This is a genomic window from Mesorhizobium sp. M8A.F.Ca.ET.207.01.1.1, assembly GCF_004794715.1.
Taxonomy (GTDB): Bacteria; Pseudomonadota; Alphaproteobacteria; order Rhizobiales; family Rhizobiaceae; genus Mesorhizobium.
Window position 1 is genome coordinate 599,165 of sequence record NZ_SRUS01000002.1, and the last position, 15,861, is coordinate 615,025.

The following is a 15,861-nucleotide window of genomic DNA, read 5'->3' on the forward strand; positions in this document are numbered from 1 at the left end:
CCATGGCACAGGTTGCGATCGTCGGCAGCGGATTCATCGGGCGGGCCTGGGCGATCAGTTTCGCGCGCGCCGGTCATGACGTCCGCATGTGGGACCAGTCCCGCGCCGCGACCGGCGGCGCGCGCGACTACATAGAAGGTGTGCTCGGCGATCTCGCTGCCAACGACCTGCTGCGGGGACAGTCCGCCGCCACCGTGCTCGATCGCATCACTGTTGCCGCCGAACTCGGCGAGGCGCTGGCCGGCGCGATCCATGTCCAGGAGAACACGCCGGAAAATCTCGAGGTCAAGCGTGAGGTGTTTTCGCTGATCGACTCTGCTGCCGATCCGCGAGCGGTGATCGCCAGTTCCAGCTCGGCGCTGTTGCCGTCGAAATTCACCGACCATTTGCAAGGGCGGCATCGCTGCCTTGTCGTGCATCCGATCAATCCGCCCTACCTCATTCCCGCCGCCGAGGTCGTGCCAGCGCCGTGGACATCGGCCGAGACGCTCGAAAGAACACGCGCCTTCCTCATCGAGGCCGGCCATGCGCCGCTGGTGATGAAGCGCGAACTCGACGGGTTCATCATGAACCGCCTGCAGGGCGCGTTGCTGGAGGAAGCGTTCCGGCTCGTCGCCGACGGCTATGCCAGCGTCGAGGACGTCGATATCGGCATCCGCGACGGGCTGGCGCTGCGCTGGTCCTTCATGGGACCGTTCGAGACCATCGACCTCAACGCGCCCGGCGGCGTGCGCGACTATGTCGAGCGTTACCAGGGCATCTATTCCAACATCTTCCCGCAGATGTTGCGCCGGATCGACTGGGCGGGCGAGGTGATGGAGACGGTCGAGGCCGAGCGCGGCAAACGCCTGCCGAGGGAAAAACTAGGCGAGCGGCAAGTGTGGCGCGATCGCCGGCTGATGGCGCTGGCGGCGCACAAGAAGAAATCGGATCAGGAGTTCGGACAATGAAAGAAACCAGCCGCAAGCCCGGCGCCACGGTGGCCAGGGGCAAGGTCATCATCACCTGCGCGGTGACCGGAGCGATCCACACGCCGACCATGTCGCCCTATCTGCCGATCACGCCGGACCAGATCGCGTCGGAAGCGATCGCGGCGGCCGAGGCGGGAGCGGCAATCCTGCACCTGCATGCCCGCGATCCCGAGACCGGCAGGCCCGACCAGACGCCGGAGGCGTTTGCCCGCTTCCTGCCGCGCGTCAAGCAAGGCACCAATGCCGCCATCAACATCACCACCGGCGGCAGTCCCTACATGAAGGTCGAGGAGCGGGTGAAGCCGGCCGCTCAGTTCAAACCGGAAGTGGCCTCGCTCAACATGGGTTCGATCAATTTCGGGCTCTACCATCTCGCCGACAAATACGAGACCTTCAAATTCGACTGGGAAAAGCCGCATCTGGAAGCGACGCGCGATCTCGTCTTCCGCAATTCGTTCAAGGACATCGAATACATTCTGGCGACTTGCTACGACAACGGCACGCGCTTCGAGTTCGAGTGCTACGACATCGCGCATCTCTACAACCTTTCCCATTTCGCCGATCGCGGGCTGGTGAAGCCGCCCTTCTTCGTGCAGTCGGTGTTCGGCCTGCTTGGGGGCATCGGCACGCATCCGGAGGATGTCGCCCATATGAAGCGCACCGCCGACCGCTTGTTTGGCGACCAGTTTCGCTGGTCGGTGCTCGGCGCCGGCGCCAGCCAGTTGCGCATCGCCGCGCAGTCGGCGGCGCTTGGCGGCAACATCCGCGTCGGGCTGGAGGACAGCCTGTGGGCCGGCAAGGGCAAACTCGCCAAATCGAATGCCGAGCAGGTCGTGCTGGCGCGCAAGATCATCGAAGGGCTTGGCATGGAAGTGGCGACACCGGACGAGGCGCGCGAAATCCTGTCATTGAAGGGCGGCGACCAGGTCGCCTTCTGACGCGGCCCGCTGCCGCGCTTTCCCGGGACGGCGTCCTGCGCGGCAGCCTATTCGCCATCACCGGCCTTGGGCGTCGTCGACCGTCACGAGGCGACGCGCGGCAGCAAGCGCGCCGTCGACCGCGAGAGCCTCCGCCGCGAAGCATTGCTGCCCTGTTGGCGGCGGGCGGTCGTTCGAGCGCTGAGCAGTTGCTCGATCACGCTTCGATGGAGTCCCCTTTGGGAAAGCCCACCCTGACCCAGAGGAAAGCTTAGAGCCGGTGTGATCCGGCATCGTCCTGTGCTGCTTTGGTCCTCCGGGGTTTCCTGTTCTTTGGTGCTACATCTATTGTATATCAGAGGGAATGAAATTACCGATGTAACACTTCGATTGAAGGCGAGGGGGGGCGCCGAATGATGACTTTCAACTTCCGGGGGCCACCCGCGGGCGACGGCGATATGTCGGCCGAATGCCAGGAGCAGTTGCTGCCTCTCATCAATGAGATCGTCCAGGCGGCGGTGGCCGCCGGCTGGAATCGGGACGACGTTCTTCTGGCTTTCGTGGAACTCGCCTGGGATCTGTACGAGAAACGGCGCGGTGATCTGTAGCAGCGGCCGCCGATAACCGGATCCACACCGCAGGCGTCGATCTCGCGGACAGGTTATGATCCGCGCAGGCTGCGCCGAACGCCTCAGTCAGTCGTTGACCAGAATACAGGATCGCATGACCGGTCGTGTCGGGACCGATCGGCGAAACTCCGGATGACGAGGCGTCGCGCCAGGCGAAAATGAACGCTCGTCAACTCCTATTCGCTGGCCATTTTTTTCTTTTCTCGAATAAAGATTTTTCTTCGCGCGTGGGAGTTCTTCCCAAGCCAAGGTGTGTGCGTTACGCTGCGTTCGGGTCGGGAAAAGGGTATTCGAAGTAGCGTCGATACGGCTGAGGCAGCGCGAATGAACAATGCGGACGAGGCTCGGGAAAGCGGCGTTTCCCGAGGCATCGATCGGGAGCGGACAGCTCGATACGTCCTGGACCTCATTCCTGAAAGTGCCGGTCCGCGAAGGGCCACCGCGCAAGGAAGCGTGATCTATTCCGTTCGCGGGCCAGGCTCGCAGGCATTCCCGGCCAAGGAACACTCCGTAGGCATCGTGCTTGCGCCCATACGCAAGTTGAGGGCCTCGCTCGGCAGCGACAAGCTCCAGCAATACGATGTGCCGGTCGGGTGTCTCGTCATCAATCCCGCCGGCGTGGACAGCCATCTTGCCTGGTCCGTGACCAGGGAAAATGCCCCGGTCTCCATCTCTCCCGAAGCACCGTCGGCTTTGGCTGCTCATGAGTTCGACATCGGCGATCCTCGCCGGATTTTCGGATCAAAGTCATTTGGCCTCCACCATGAAGAAGTACAGGGGAAGGACACCAACTGGTTATGCTTCCGCCAGAAACTGAGGCGCTTCTGCGCCTGCAACCGGAAACGATTACGGCCAGGAGTCCAAGAGAAAACCGGACGGCTTCGCCGGGAGAGCCGCGCCGCGCGGTATGGCAAAGCCGCCCCATCAGGTGCCCGGGGCTCGGAGACCGGGATTTCCTGCAAGGAAATCGGTGTTCTGCAAAATACGTCCATCGCGAATGCGCCCATGGTCGGGGCGAGAAATTGGTCGATGCGCCCGGATGCTTCGAGCATTGCCACCGGCATGGACGTCGAGGGGAGTGGGACATCTCTTGCCGGCTCGCCCTCACCACCGTCCGGCCGGCTTATTCGAACAATTCTATCGGCCCGGACAATTCCCCCGGTAATGGCGGTCCAGCCTGGTCCATCACAATTTATTTTTCCGGGAACCGCGTGGACGCCGCCAAGGTTTGGCTTGCGCAGGGACCCCTCAGGAGGCCGAAACGGTGCGGCGCGATGATGACCCCCCAAGATGGATTGCGGATGTGGTGAGACAGCCGCTGGCGAATGTAAAAGGCGGGCTTTCCGCCAGCAGTGCGGGCAAGGTGCGGGACTTCCTGGATGAGAACTTCTCGCGCAAGCTGGCGATTTCCGAGATGGCCGCGGTCTGCGGGCTTTCATCCTATCACTTCGTGCGGGCCTTCTCGCGGACGTTCGGGATGCCGCCGCATCAGTATATTCTCGATCTGCGGCTGGATTTTGCGGAGAGACTGCTTGCCGAGAGCAGCCTGGCGATCGCCGACATTGCCCATCTCAGCGGTTTCTCGAGCCAGAGCCATTTCACCACCATGATGAAGAAATACCGGCATGTAACGCCACTGCGGTCGCGCTCGAACAAGCTTATCTCGAAGACCAGGTGACGGATAAGCTGCGGCATATCTTGGAAATATAGGTGATACCTATTAAAGTTCCAGCTAAAGTAATAAGCCGTTAACCTCTGCCGAGTTGTTCCGCGATTTTTTCTTCCGACACAGCAAGATCGTGAAATACCGCGCACAAGAATCATGTCTTTCTGCCGCTTGGGGGAATGGTCTGACATTTTCATGCCGACTGGCGCGCTGAGAGGGACCATGACCGACAATTGCATCTCACGTCACTCGTTTGTCCAGCATCGCGCGGCGCTTTTCGCCAGTCACTGGATCGCGAATGCCGATCCTCGCTCCCGCTCGGCCCGGCGCCGCCTGATGGCTGTACTGCGCATGGCGTCCCGCGTTCTAGGCATGCGTCGTAAAGATCGGGGTATCGGTGCGATTGGGGCTGTTTTCGGCGCCTTGGGGCTGGTTATTGCGCCTCAGGCATTTGGCCAAGTTATTCCAGGCGGTAACTATACAGCGGGCGCCGGAACGGCGAGTGGTGCCAACGGCATCGCGATCGGTTGCACAGGATATACGGCCACCGTCGGAGCGCCGACGGGAGGCATGGCCATCGGCTGCCGAGCGATTTCCAACGGGAATAATTCAGTTGCGATCGGAGTCGATGCGCAAACCCAAGGCGGCGGGGCTGTCGCCATGGGTCAAGGATCCGCGGCGACCGCGCAGAATTCGACTGCCGTAGGCAACTTCGCTGCTGCGAGCGGGCTGCGCGCGAGCGCTTTCGGCACAAACACCGTTGCGTCCGGATTGGATTCTCTCGCCCAAGGCAGCTTCGCCGCCGCTGGCGCCCAGAACGCAGTGGCTCTCGGCTTCCAGGCACAAGCCACGCAGCTAAATTCGGTCTATCTCGGTTCGCGCACCGTTGCTGGAACAGGAGCGCTGGCACAGAGCGCCATCGGCATCGGCACGGATGTGACGGCATCCCAGGTCGACGCCATCGCGGTCGGACGTTCATCCGTTGCGTCGGCACAATACTCGGTGGCTCTCGGCCTGAGCGCAAAAGCCACCGGCGCCGGCGGCGCGATGGCGCTGGGCCAGGGCACGATCTCGAGTGGCACCAATTCGGTAGCGATCGGCGTTCAGGCCAGTGCCACCTTGGCCGGCGCCAATGCTTTGGGTACCTTCTCAGTCGCTTCGGGAGGTAACTCCACGGCGGTCGGCACCAGTTCCACCGCCAGCGGCGCCAATTCGTTCGCCGGAGGCTGGGGATCTGTCGCCAGCGGTGCCAATTCCACTGCCGTAGGACGTCAGGCCGCCGCGATCGGCACAAGCGCCACGGCGATGGGTGATGCAGCCAAGGCCTGGGGCAACCAGTCCATCGCATTCGGCGTGAACGCGCAGGCAGGCGTTCAGGCCAACACGGCCCTGCCCAACAGCATCGCGATCGGCACCAATTCGCTTGCTTCCGGCGGCTTCGGCGTCGCGCTCGGCCAGGCCACTCAGGCCACTGCCGACTTTAGCACGGCAGTCGGCAATGGGGCCGTTGCCAGCGGCGCAAACGCCTCCTCATTCGGCGTCCTGGCCAGCGCGACGGCAAATAATACCCTCGCCGCCGGCGTCAACGCCGGTGCCAGCGGAGCCGGCAGTACCGCTCTCGGCAGTGGTGCCCGAACCACCGCCGTGAATGCCGTCGCTGTCGGCGCTGGGACGAGCGCGTCCGGGATAAACTCCGTCTATATCGGCCAGACCAGTTTTGCGACGAGCGCCAGCGGACAGAGCGCCATCGCCGTCGGCACGGACGTGACGTCATCCGGGGACGACGCCCTTGCGATGGGGCGTGAAAGCGCGGCGACTGCAACCAACGCCATCGCGGTCGGTCTCCAGTCTTCCGCTGATACCGCCGACTCCGTCGCCATCGGCACCAGGGCGATCGCGACCGGGGGGAAGGCTGTCGCAATCGGCGCAGACAACGTTGCTTACGGCGACGGCGCGGTGGCCATCGGCGATCCTAGCTTCGCCAGCGGCACCGGCGCCTTTACCGGCGGCGCCAACAACATCGCCAACAGCGACGGCACGGCAACCGCCACCGCGGCCAATACGGCCAACGGTGCTGTCGCTATCGGCAACAGCAACAAGGCGATCGGGCAAGGCTCCGTCGCGCTGGGCAACGGCTCCACTGCGGGTGCCGCCGGCCTCGCCGGCAATGTCGCGCTCGGCAACGGTGCGACGGCGGCGGCAAGCTCCGGCGACGTGGCGCTCGGCTCGGGTTCGGTGACCGCCGTAGCGGTCGGCACGCCCAACGCGGTGATCAACGGCACCACCTACGCCTTCCAGGGCACCAACCCGACCTCGACGGTCAGCATCGGCGCGCCCGGCGCGGAACGCACTATCACCAATGTCGCCGCGGGGCGGATCAGCTCGACGTCGACCGATGCCATCAACGGTTCGCAGCTCGCCGCCACCAACCAGGCCGTCGACGCCATCGGCACCACGCTCAGCACCATCGGCAGCGGCGTGACCAATCTCGGCAACACGATCAACAACATCGCCGGTGACACCTCGACCGCCTATACCGACGCCAATGGCGTGGGCATCCGCTATGCCCGCACCAACGAGGCCGGACTGGCGCAAACGGACTCCTTCGCACAGGGCGTCGGCTCCACGGCCGTCGGCTACCAGGCGACCGCGACCGGCGTCAGCGGGCTGGCGCTCGGCCGCGACAGCGCGGCCAGCATCGACGGCAGCGTGGCACTCGGTTCGGGCTCGGTGTCCGATCGCGCGATCGCTCCCGCTTCCGGGCAGATCGCCGCAGGTCCGTCGAACTTCATCCAGTACAACACCACCGACAAAGTGCTGCTCGGCGCCGTTTCGGTCGGTACCGCCACCTCCTACCGGCAGATCACCAACGTCGCCGACGGCACGCAGGACCAGGACGCCGTTACGGTGCGCCAGCTGGCGGGGGCGATCGCGGCGGTCTCTGCCACCTCGACGAAATATTTTCATGCCAATTCGACCGCTGGCGATTCGCTGGCGGTAGGAGCGGAATCGGTCGCGGTCGGTCCGACCACGGTCGTCAACGGCGACAATGGCGTCGGCATCGGCAATGGCGCCATCGTCGACCAGACGGCGCCTGGCGGCACCGCCATTGGCCAGAACGCTCATGTGATGCTGGCCGACGGTATCGCGCTCGGCACCGACTCGACCGCATCGGGCATCCAGTCGGTGGCGCTCGGCGCCGGCGCCCAGAGCACCTTCGCCAACAGCGTCGCACTGGGTGCGTCGTCAACAACCACGGTTGGCGCGCAGGCCGGCTACGCCGCCTTTGGCCTGACCGCTCCGCAGACCTCGGCCGGCGAAGTGTCGATCGGCGCCGCGGGCGCCGAGCGCAAGCTCACCAATGTCGCGGCGGGCTCGGCCGGGACCGATGCCGTCAACGTCTCGCAGCTGCGCGGCGTCTCGCAAAACGTTTCCAACCTGTTCGGCGGCGGCACCACGGTCAATCCCGACGGCTCGATCACCGGCCCGACCTACACCATCCAGGGCAACAATTATTCGACCGTCTTTGATGGTTTCACTGCCGTCGACAATGCGCTGACCAACATCAGCAATGGCGGCGGCATCAAGTATTTCCACGCCAATTCGACGCTGGCCGACTCCACCGCCAGCGGCACCGACAGCGTCGCGATCGGGCCGGCCAGCGTGGCCAGCGGCACCAACAGCCTTGCCGCCGGCAATGGCTCGACAGCCACGGGGCAGGGCGCGGTGGCACTCGGCCAAGGCGCCAAGGCCAACAACGCCAGCGATGTGGCGCTCGGTTCGGGTTCGGTGTCGCAGACCGCCGTCGGCACGTCCAGCACGGTCATCAACGGCAAGACCTACGCCTTCGCCGGCACGACCCCGACCGGGACCGTCAGCGTCGGCGATGCCGGAACCGAGCGGACGATCACCAATGTCGCCGCCGGACGCGTTTCCTCCGGCAGCACCGATGCGATCAACGGGTCGCAGCTCTACGCCACCAACACCGCGATCGAGGACCTGACCAAGACGATCGGCGGCATCGGCGGCACCGTCCAAAACACCGTGCAATACGACACCGTCAACAATCCGGACGGATCGACGACCAAGACCAACAAGATAACGCTGCAGGGCGGCGACCCGAATGCGCCTGTCGTCATCTCCAATGTCGGTCCCGGCGTTGCCGGCACCGACGCGGTCAACGTCAACCAGCTGAACCTGAACCTGGCTCAGAGCAAGACCTATACCGACCAGGTGGCGGTCACGACGTTGCAGCAGGCCAACAATTATACCGACCAGAAGCTCAGCCAGCTGAATTCCGACATCAGCGGCATCAGGGACGAAGCACGGCAGGCGGCGGCAATCGGACTGGCGGCAGCCTCGCTGCGCTATGACGACCGTCCCGGCAAGCTGAGCGTGGCGGCGGGCGGCGGCTTCTGGCGGGATTCGAGCGCCTTTGCCTTCGGCGCCGGCTACACCAGCGAGGACGGCCGCATCCGCGGCAATTTGTCGGGCACGGCGGCGGGCGGCAATGTCGGTGTCGGCGCCGGCCTGAGCTTCACCTTGAACTGAGGCGGACAACAGGGCGGCAATGAAAAGGCGAACCGGCCATGACAGGCTAGACGCAGACTCGGGAAAGCCGTTTGGCTTTCCCGGATTTGCCATGGCATGCCTGACCTGCCTGGCGCTTGCCGGCGGGCTGGCGCCGGCTGCCGGGCAGGTGGCTTCGCCCTACAGGATCAAGCCCTCCGAGGTGGTCGTGCCTCCCGACGTGAAGCTCGGACAATACCAGCGCACCATCCGTCCCTTCGAGAACTGGACGCTGATCTGCGACGAGAACCTCAAGGCGCGCAAGAAAGTCTGCAATGTCTCGCAGGTGATCGAGGACGGCGCCGGCAAGATGGCGTTCAGCTGGTCGCTCGCCGCCACCCAGGACGGCAAGCCCTACATGATCCTGCGCACCGCGCCGAACGCCAGGAGCGATGGGCTGGTGTCGCTGAAGTTCGATGGGCGCGCCGAGCCGATCGACGTGCATCTGAACGGCTGCAACGAAATGGTCTGCGTCGGCATGCTGCCGGTCGGACCCCTGATGCGCCAGGAGATAGCGCAGAAGGCGACGCCGGCGATTTCCTATCCGACCGTCGATGGCCAGACCATTACCGTCACCGCAACGCTCAAGGGGCTGTCCGAGGCCCTTGCGCCAGTCAAATAGCCGAGGCAGCACCGTGAGCCAGCAAGACCCGTTCATCTCCGCGACGCGCAGCAATCCGACCGTCGAGCCGGATCGGCGACGGGTCGTCGAGCCGGACCGCAAGAGAACCGTCGAGACGCCGCGGCGGTGGCCGCGCGTCATTGGATTTTCGCTGTTGGGGCTGGTGATGATGGGCATTGGCTTTGCCGGCGCGAACTATGCCGCGATCGCCGGTCTGGTCGGCAGCCCGACGGCCGCTCAGGCCGAGGCGGCCGCCCCTCCCGCGCTGCCGGACTCGCCCTTCCTCCAGCACGTCAAGCAGGCCGGCGTGCAGGCCTGCTCGACCGTCTTTCCGGTGCTCGGACAGCTTTTGACGACCGGCACGAAGTACAGCGTCAAATCCCTGTGGAACGACCAGGCCGCCGACAAGCACGCCGTCCAGGCCTTTGTCGGCATGGACTATGCCACCGACCGTTACAGCGGGCCGGCCGCCGGCGTGGTCTTCGCGTCACCCACCGCTTCGGGTTGCGAGGGCGCGATGGTGCGGGTGGCGCCGTTCGCAAGTCCGTGCGCCGACATTCCGTCCGTTCTTCCGCAAGGCAGCAAGATCACGGATCATCTCGGACAGGTCGAAGTGTACGAGCTTGGCGGCAACACGGGCGAAGCGCTCCTGCTGCCGACGGGCAACACATGCGTGGTGATTTCCATCGCATCGGCGGCCAAGTGAGGATGTCAGGCGAATGGGCGAGACGCCCTGGAAAGGATTGCGGACCATGAAATCGCGACGTTTGACAGTCTTGTGCATGGCCTTGCTGTGGAGCGGGCAGGTCGTCTCGGCCGATCTGGTGGAGCCGTCCGAGCCGCCACAGGAGGAGAAAGGCATCTGGGCGGCAATCGCCTATTCCCAGACCGACACCAAGTATGGCTTCTTCTGGGGCGCCGACAAGCGGCAGGAAGCGAAGGACATTGCGCAGAAATATTGCGAGAATGCCGGTGGAAAAGCCTGCAATGTCGTTGCCGTGTTCCGCAATCACCGCCATTGGACGGACGACGACGAGACCGGATTTCCCTACAAGCATTGCGGCGCGCTGGCGGTGGCCGACAAGGTGGAGCATCGGTTCACCCCCTGGGGCGTGAACTCCGCCGAAACGCGCCGCGAAGCCGAAGATCTCGCCTTGCAGGCCTGCGAGGCAGGGGGGATCCAATGCAAGATCCGCGAATGGGTCTGTACGTGACCGTTGCCACGGGGCCTCGAAGCCGACACTTTGGGCATTTGCCCGGCACCGAAGAGAAGGCCGCATTCATTGGTTCGTAGATATTTTTCGCTGAAGGCAGCCGCCCTCTGCGCGGCTGCCTTCTCCGCTTCGCTGCCGGCTGCTTTCGCGCAACAGCAGCAGGCGGCGTCGCTTCCGAACGGCGCATCGTCGCTCCAGGAAACCTATCAGGACTGGCAGCTGGCCTGCGGCATGCAGGACAATGCCCGGGTCTGCACGGTCACGCAGGACCAGACGCAGAAAAACGGCCAGAGGCTACTGGCCGTGGAGTTGCGCGTGGGGCAGAAGGGCGGACTGATCGGAACCTTGCTGCTGCCCTTCGGCATCCTGTTCGATCCCGGCGTGGCGGCACAGATCGACGACCAGCCGCCTGTCGGGCCGTTGAAGTTCAGGACCTGCCTGCCGAATGGCTGCGTGGCGCTGTTTCCGATCGACCGGGCGCTGATGCAGAAGCTCAAGGCAGGTACCGAGCTCAAGCTCGACGTCACCACCGCGGCCGAGACCACGCTTAGTTTTCCGGTGTCGCTGAAAGGCCTTGGCGCTGCCCTTGACCGCATGGTCGCGCTCAGCGCGCGTTGAGGAGCATGGCGACAGCGGCCCGAGCCTTGTAGCGAAGGAACGGACGCGCAGCCCTCGGATCAAGACAGCAGGATTTTCCGGCGAGCGAAGGTCTCGGCGATAGCGAGAACCGCGGCGTGTATCGGCCCCGCGGTGAGACTGGGCATGACCGACGCGTCAACGACAAAAAGATTGTCGAGCGCCTTGAGCTTGAGATTCGCATCGACGACGGCGTCCGGGTCCTTGCCCATCCTGCAAGTGCCGCAGGGATGGTGATGCGTGATGACCGACCGCGCGATGAAGTCATCCATTTGAGCCGCACTGTTCAGGGTGCCTGGCAGGAGCTCGCGCTCTCGCCAGCCAGCGAGTTCATCTCGATGTCCGATTGTCCGGGCTGCCTCGAGCGCCTGGCGAAACAGCGCACGGTCCCGACCACTTTGCAGGTATGCGGGGTCGATGATCAATCGATCGTCGAGTTCCGGCCCGCTTATGCGCAGACTGCCGCGGCTCGTCGGATGGGTGATCCCGAACAGCAGCGAATATGCCGTGCCAGCGGCCGGCGCCTGAAAGCGTTCGGACACGATCGGCGCGACGCCGCAACCAACGACAATTTCGGGCTGGCCGGTGCCGGTAAACCCGTCGGCCCGCATATAGGCCATCGACTCCGAGTGCTGGAGGCGCGAGGGGGGAACGGGCTTGCGGGCCGCATAGAGGTTGCCGGCACCAAGCAGGTGGTCCTGAAGGTTTCGGCCGATCTCCGGCATATCGATCACGCAGCTGACGCCCGCGGCGTCGAGTATATCGTGCGGACCGATGCCCGAGCGCATCAGCAAGGCCGGACTTTCCAGCGCGCCGGCGCAAAGCACGATTTGATCCGCAAGGATTTCGACCCGACCCTGCCGCCCCACGACCTCGAGGCCGCGGACCTGATTGCCTTCCAACTTGAGCCGCCGCACCCGCGATCCCGTCAGAATGGTCAGGTTCTTGCGGCTTCGAACCGCCGGCGTGAGCCAGGCGTCAGCCACCGTGACCCGCAGACCGTCTCGAATGTTCAAGGAGTTCGGGGTGACGCCGATCATCTGTCCGCTGTTGTGACCCTCAAGACGCGGCAGGCCGAGCGAAGCGCCGGCTTCGATGAACGCGCGTGCGACCGGACTTACCTCGTCGGTCGGCAAATGGACGGGCATCGGCCCGCCCTTGCCGTAAAGGCCGTTGCCACCGAGCGGGTGATCCTCGATGGCTTGAAACGCGGGCAGCAATCCATTCCAGCTCCACCTGTCATCGCCGGTCGCGTCGACCCATGCCTGGAAGTCGAGGGGATGGCCGCGCATGTAGCCCATCGCATGCAGGCAACTCGAGCCGCCCACCAACCGCCCGCGCGCCCAGTGATGCACCCGGCCCGCAGTCCCGGTTTGCGGCTCCGTGCGATAGTCCCAATCGTAGCCGCGCCCCTGAAGCGCCGGCCAGGCGGCGGGGTTCCAGATGTCGGGGTCCGCCGCCTCTTCGCCCGCCTCGATCAGCAGAACGCGACTGTCCGGCTCTTCACTCAGTCGTGCTGCAAGCAACGCGCCAGCCGACCCGCCGCCGACGATGACGATATCGGCATCCGCTCTGCGCTCGACATTGGCACTGGTCATCATCACTCCATCTGCCGGCTTCGACGGCCGGCATGTCTAACCCCGACGGGGTGAGCCCCGCCTGATTCGCGTTCGGCGGACCCTCGATCCGCAACGTCATGAAGGATTTCGAGTTTTCAGACGGAGCAACCGCCTTCCGAAAAACTCAAATCGCGCTGTCCATGGACATCTTCGCTGCCGCTTTCGCCTTCAACAGGTGATTCTTCGAGGCTTTGCGCGCGGCCTTCTCATCGCCGGCGGCGATGGATTCGAATATCTCCTTCATCTCCGCCAGGCTGCTTTGTGCCCGGCCTTCCAATGACATCGATCGTCCTCGAAAGAAGCTGATCCTGGCCACCAGGCCGCGATGGACTTCCTCAAGAATGGGATTCCCGCAATTCGAGAGTATGATCGAATAGAAGTCCGCGGCGGTCGTGACCTGCGCCAGGCTGTCATTGCTGGATGCCGCCTCTTCGAACGCGGAAAGAGACTTCTCGAGTTCAAGCAACTGCTCCGGGGAAATTCTCGACGCGCATCGTCCCGCCGCCTCGACTTCCAGCAGCTCTCGAACCTCGTAGATGGCGGTTGCCACCTCCCACGAAAGTGACGGTATTGATGGCCCGCGGTTGGGTACAATCTCGATCAGGCGCTCGGCCTCGAGACTGCGCAAAGCTTCCCTCAGCGACGGGCGACTGATGCCGAGCTGTGTGCACAGCTGACTTTCGATGAGGCGGCTTCCCGGCTGGAACACTCCGGAGAAGATAGCGAGCCGTAACTTGTCGACGGTCTCCCGCTGCACCGTCCGTGGCGAAATCCGCAAATTCAAATCTGGAGGCATGGGCAACGTCTCATAGGTTTGAGTCGCAATCTCCGCGGCACCATACGCGACGCGGTAGAAAATAGCCAGATTGTCAAATCTGAAGATTGCAAGAATGTCAGACAATCTTCTTGACGTGCTCCCGGCTGTATGATCCTTTTGAAGGAGACGGGCAGTGATGGTGAGGATCATGAACATGGCGGCAGAGATAGCTTGCGACCCATTTGGCTCGCGACGCATCGACACCGGCAGCATCGCCTTGAACGTGCGCGAGACGGGCAACGGCCCGTTGATGCTGTTTTTCCACGGCATAACCTCCAACTCGGCGGTCTTCACGCCGTTGATGGCTCGGCTCTCGGATCGTTTCACGACCGTAGCTGTCGACCAGAGGGGGCATGGCCTCAGCGACAAGCCGGAAAGCGGCTACGAGGCGAATGACTATGCTGACGACATTGCCGGCCTGATCCGCACGCTCGACCGGGGGCCTGCCATCCTCGTCGGACATTCGCTTGGCGCGAGGAACTCCGTCACCGCCGCCGTGAGATATCCGGATCTGGTGCGCTCGGTCGTCGCAATCGATTTCACGCCATATATCGAGACCGAGGCGCTGGATGCGCTGGAAGCCCGCGTGAATGCGGGAAGCCAGCTTTTCGAGGATATCGATGCCGTCGAAGCCTATCTTGCCGGCCGCTATACCAACATTCCCGCCGCTGCCATCAAGATCCGAGCCGAGAGCGGCTATCATCGGGTCGACGGCGGGCTGCGGCCATTGGCGTCGCCCGAGGCCATGGCCCAGACGGCCAAGGGCCTGCGATCAGACCTGGCGCCCGCCTATCGGGACGTGACGAAGCCCGTCCTCATCGTTCGGGGCGAGGCGAGCAAATTGGTTTCGGCGGCGGCGCTTGCAAAAACAAGCCGGTTGCGGCCGGATCTGCCCGTGGTCGTCGTTCCGGGCGCCGACCATTACGTCAACGAGGTTTCTCCCGAGATCACGCTGAAAGCCATCACGAATTTCATCGACGCCTGACGGCCCAGCACGCCGTCTTCTTGCACGCAGCATCAGGATAGAAAATGGCCAATGTAAACAAAACCCAGGGTAAGGCGCGCCGTGCCGAGGTCGCTGGCGGCGGCTTCGCCGGCCTGACAGCGGCCATCGCTCTGAGGCAAAACGGTTGGGACGTCAGGCTGCACGAAAAGAGCTCGGAGCTCCGGGCCTTCGGCGCGGGTATCTATCTCTGGCACAATGGCCTTCGCGTGCTGGAGGGACTGGGCGCCCTGGATGATGTTCTCCAAGGTTCGCACACGCCTCCCACCTACGAGACCTGGATGCACAACAAGTCGGTTTCCAAGGAGACGTTCAACGGTCTGCCCTGGCGCATCATGACCCGCAGCCATCTGCATGATGCCCTGGTCAACCGCGCCCGTGCGCTGGGCGTCGACATATCGGTCAATTCGGAGGCGGTCGCCGCCGATCCGGAAGGCCGCCTGACGCTTCAGACCGGAGAGGTTCTCGAGGCCGACCTGATCGTCGGCGCCGACGGCGTTGGCTCGAAGGTCAGGGATTCCATCGGCTTCAAGCAGGACCGATGGGTTTCCAAAGACGGTCTCATCCGACTGATCGTTCCTCGCAAAAAGAAGGAACTCGGTCACGGCGAGTGGGACAACACCATTGACATGTGGAACTTCTGGCCACGCGTTCAGCGCATCCTCTACTCGCCCTGCAACGAGAATGAGCTCTATCTCGGCCTCATGGCTCCGGCCGCCGATCCGCGGGGGTCGCAGGTTCCGATCGACCTCGAGGTTTGGGTCGAGATGTTTCCTTTCCTGGAGCCCTGCCTGATCGAGGCGGCGAAGCTGAAAACCGCCAGGTACGACAAGTACGAAACGACCAAGCTGGACAGCTGGACAAGAGGCAAGGTCGCCCTCGTGGGCGATGCCGCGCATGCGATGTGCCCGGCTCTTGCCCAGGGCGCCGGTTGCGCGATGGTCAATGCCTTCAGCCTGTCGCAGGACCTGGAGGCGGGCTCTTCGGTCGAGGACGCGCTCGTCGCGTGGGAAAAGCGCATTCGCCCGATCACCGATCGCTGCCAGGCGCTGTCCGGCGACTACGCGGCGAACCGCTCGCTCTCGAAGGGAAACATGTTCACGCCGGCAGCTCTGGAAGCGGCCCGCTACGACCCGCTGCGCGGCGTCTTCTCATGGCCGCAGTAAGCTCGGACCGGCGGTCAACGAATTAATCGGCG

Annotated in this window: 14 protein-coding genes; 12 read left to right on the plus strand and 2 right to left on the minus strand. The window is 63.9% G+C overall.

Going from position 1 to position 15,861, the window contains the following annotated elements; all coding sequences use genetic code 11:
• The first annotated feature begins 2 nt into the window (after nucleotides 1–2).
• The 10 genes from EN850_RS07725 to EN850_RS07770 all read left to right on the plus strand — a co-directional run bounded on the left by EN850_RS07725 (nucleotide 3) and on the right by EN850_RS07770 (nucleotide 11,206).
• On the plus strand, nucleotides 3–950 hold the full coding sequence (locus EN850_RS07725; protein ID WP_136090936.1) for a 3-hydroxyacyl-CoA dehydrogenase: 948 nt from the start codon (nucleotides 3–5) through the stop codon (nucleotides 948–950).
• Entirely contained in the window at nucleotides 947–1,909 is a 963-nt protein-coding gene (locus tag EN850_RS07730) for a 3-keto-5-aminohexanoate cleavage protein (protein WP_127869839.1), read from the plus strand. The genes EN850_RS07725 and EN850_RS07730 overlap by 4 nt, the downstream gene beginning before the upstream one ends.
• A 392-nt stretch (nucleotides 1,910–2,301) precedes the next feature.
• Nucleotides 2,302–2,496: a hypothetical protein gene (locus tag EN850_RS07735; protein ID WP_127280931.1), complete on the plus strand. Its 195-nt coding sequence runs from the start codon at nucleotides 2,302–2,304 to the stop codon at nucleotides 2,494–2,496.
• Nucleotides 2,497–2,841: 345 nt separating this feature from the next.
• On the plus strand, nucleotides 2,842–3,795 hold the full coding sequence (locus EN850_RS36280; RefSeq protein WP_189591023.1) for a hypothetical protein: 954 nt from the start codon (nucleotides 2,842–2,844) through the stop codon (nucleotides 3,793–3,795).
• Nucleotides 3,782–4,195 carry an AraC family transcriptional regulator gene (locus EN850_RS07745; RefSeq protein WP_246689161.1) on the plus strand — a complete coding sequence of 138 codons (414 nt, stop codon included), beginning with the start codon at nucleotides 3,782–3,784 and terminating at the stop codon, nucleotides 4,193–4,195. Before EN850_RS36280 ends, EN850_RS07745 begins: the two co-directional genes overlap by 14 nt.
• 210 nt (nucleotides 4,196–4,405) lie before the next feature.
• A complete protein-coding gene (locus EN850_RS07750) occupies nucleotides 4,406–8,734 on the plus strand; it encodes a YadA-like family protein (RefSeq protein WP_136090938.1) in 4,329 nt (1,442 codons plus the stop codon).
• Nucleotides 8,735–8,825: 91 nt separating this feature from the next.
• The gene (locus EN850_RS07755; protein WP_127869835.1) at nucleotides 8,826–9,374 is read left to right on the plus strand and encodes an invasion associated locus B family protein; all 549 of its coding nucleotides are present in this window, start codon (nucleotides 8,826–8,828) and stop codon (nucleotides 9,372–9,374) included.
• Nucleotides 9,375–9,387: 13 nt separating this feature from the next.
• The gene (locus EN850_RS07760) at nucleotides 9,388–10,080 is read left to right on the plus strand and encodes a hypothetical protein (RefSeq protein ID WP_136090939.1); all 693 of its coding nucleotides are present in this window, start codon (nucleotides 9,388–9,390) and stop codon (nucleotides 10,078–10,080) included.
• Nucleotides 10,081–10,126: 46 nt separating this feature from the next.
• The gene (locus EN850_RS07765; protein WP_027144313.1) at nucleotides 10,127–10,588 is read left to right on the plus strand and encodes a DUF4189 domain-containing protein; all 462 of its coding nucleotides are present in this window, start codon (nucleotides 10,127–10,129) and stop codon (nucleotides 10,586–10,588) included.
• A gap of 69 nt (nucleotides 10,589–10,657) precedes the next feature.
• A complete protein-coding gene (locus EN850_RS07770; protein ID WP_136090940.1) occupies nucleotides 10,658–11,206 on the plus strand; it encodes an invasion associated locus B family protein in 549 nt (182 codons plus the stop codon).
• 59 nt (nucleotides 11,207–11,265) lie between these two features.
• Here EN850_RS07770 and EN850_RS07775 read toward each other — a convergent pair whose 3' ends face one another.
• Both EN850_RS07775 and EN850_RS07780 read right to left on the minus strand, forming a co-directional pair.
• Entirely contained in the window at nucleotides 11,266–12,822 is a 1,557-nt protein-coding gene (locus EN850_RS07775; protein ID WP_136090941.1) for a GMC family oxidoreductase, read from the minus strand.
• A 145-nt stretch (nucleotides 12,823–12,967) separates the two neighbouring features.
• Nucleotides 12,968–13,744: a GntR family transcriptional regulator gene (locus EN850_RS07780; protein ID WP_246689162.1), complete on the minus strand. Its 777-nt coding sequence runs from the start codon at nucleotides 13,742–13,744 to the stop codon at nucleotides 12,968–12,970.
• A gap of 64 nt (nucleotides 13,745–13,808) precedes the next feature.
• Here EN850_RS07780 and EN850_RS07785 point away from each other — a divergent pair, with 64 nt between their 5' ends.
• Both EN850_RS07785 and EN850_RS07790 read left to right on the plus strand, forming a co-directional pair.
• On the plus strand, nucleotides 13,809–14,645 hold the full coding sequence (locus EN850_RS07785) for an alpha/beta hydrolase (protein ID WP_136090942.1): 837 nt from the start codon (nucleotides 13,809–13,811) through the stop codon (nucleotides 14,643–14,645).
• 44 nt (nucleotides 14,646–14,689) lie between these two features.
• Nucleotides 14,690–15,829 (plus strand): NAD(P)/FAD-dependent oxidoreductase, encoded by a 1,140-nt coding sequence (locus EN850_RS07790; RefSeq protein WP_136090943.1) that lies wholly within the window; start codon nucleotides 14,690–14,692, stop codon nucleotides 15,827–15,829.
• Nucleotides 15,830–15,861: the final 32 nt, after the last annotated feature.

Excerpts from the sequence above, each read along its gene's own strand:
- EN850_RS07725 (WP_136090936.1), top strand. The coding sequence starts at position 3 with ATGGCACAGGTTGCGATCGTCGGCAGCGGATTCATCGGGCGGGCCTGG.
- EN850_RS07730 (WP_127869839.1), top strand. The coding sequence starts at position 947 with ATGAAAGAAACCAGCCGCAAGCCCGGCGCCACGGTGGCCAGGGGCAAG.
- EN850_RS07735 (WP_127280931.1), top strand. The coding sequence starts at position 2,302 with ATGATGACTTTCAACTTCCGGGGGCCACCCGCGGGCGACGGCGATATG.
- EN850_RS36280 (WP_189591023.1), top strand. The coding sequence starts at position 2,842 with ATGAACAATGCGGACGAGGCTCGGGAAAGCGGCGTTTCCCGAGGCATC.
- EN850_RS07750 (WP_136090938.1), top strand. The coding sequence starts at position 4,406 with ATGACCGACAATTGCATCTCACGTCACTCGTTTGTCCAGCATCGCGCG.
- EN850_RS07755 (WP_127869835.1), top strand. The coding sequence starts at position 8,826 with ATGGCATGCCTGACCTGCCTGGCGCTTGCCGGCGGGCTGGCGCCGGCT.
- EN850_RS07765 (WP_027144313.1), top strand. The coding sequence starts at position 10,127 with ATGAAATCGCGACGTTTGACAGTCTTGTGCATGGCCTTGCTGTGGAGC.
- EN850_RS07775 (WP_136090941.1), bottom strand. The coding sequence starts at position 12,822 with ATGACCAGTGCCAATGTCGAGCGCAGAGCGGATGCCGATATCGTCATC.
- EN850_RS07785 (WP_136090942.1), top strand. The coding sequence starts at position 13,809 with ATGAACATGGCGGCAGAGATAGCTTGCGACCCATTTGGCTCGCGACGC.
- EN850_RS07790 (WP_136090943.1), top strand. The coding sequence starts at position 14,690 with ATGGCCAATGTAAACAAAACCCAGGGTAAGGCGCGCCGTGCCGAGGTC.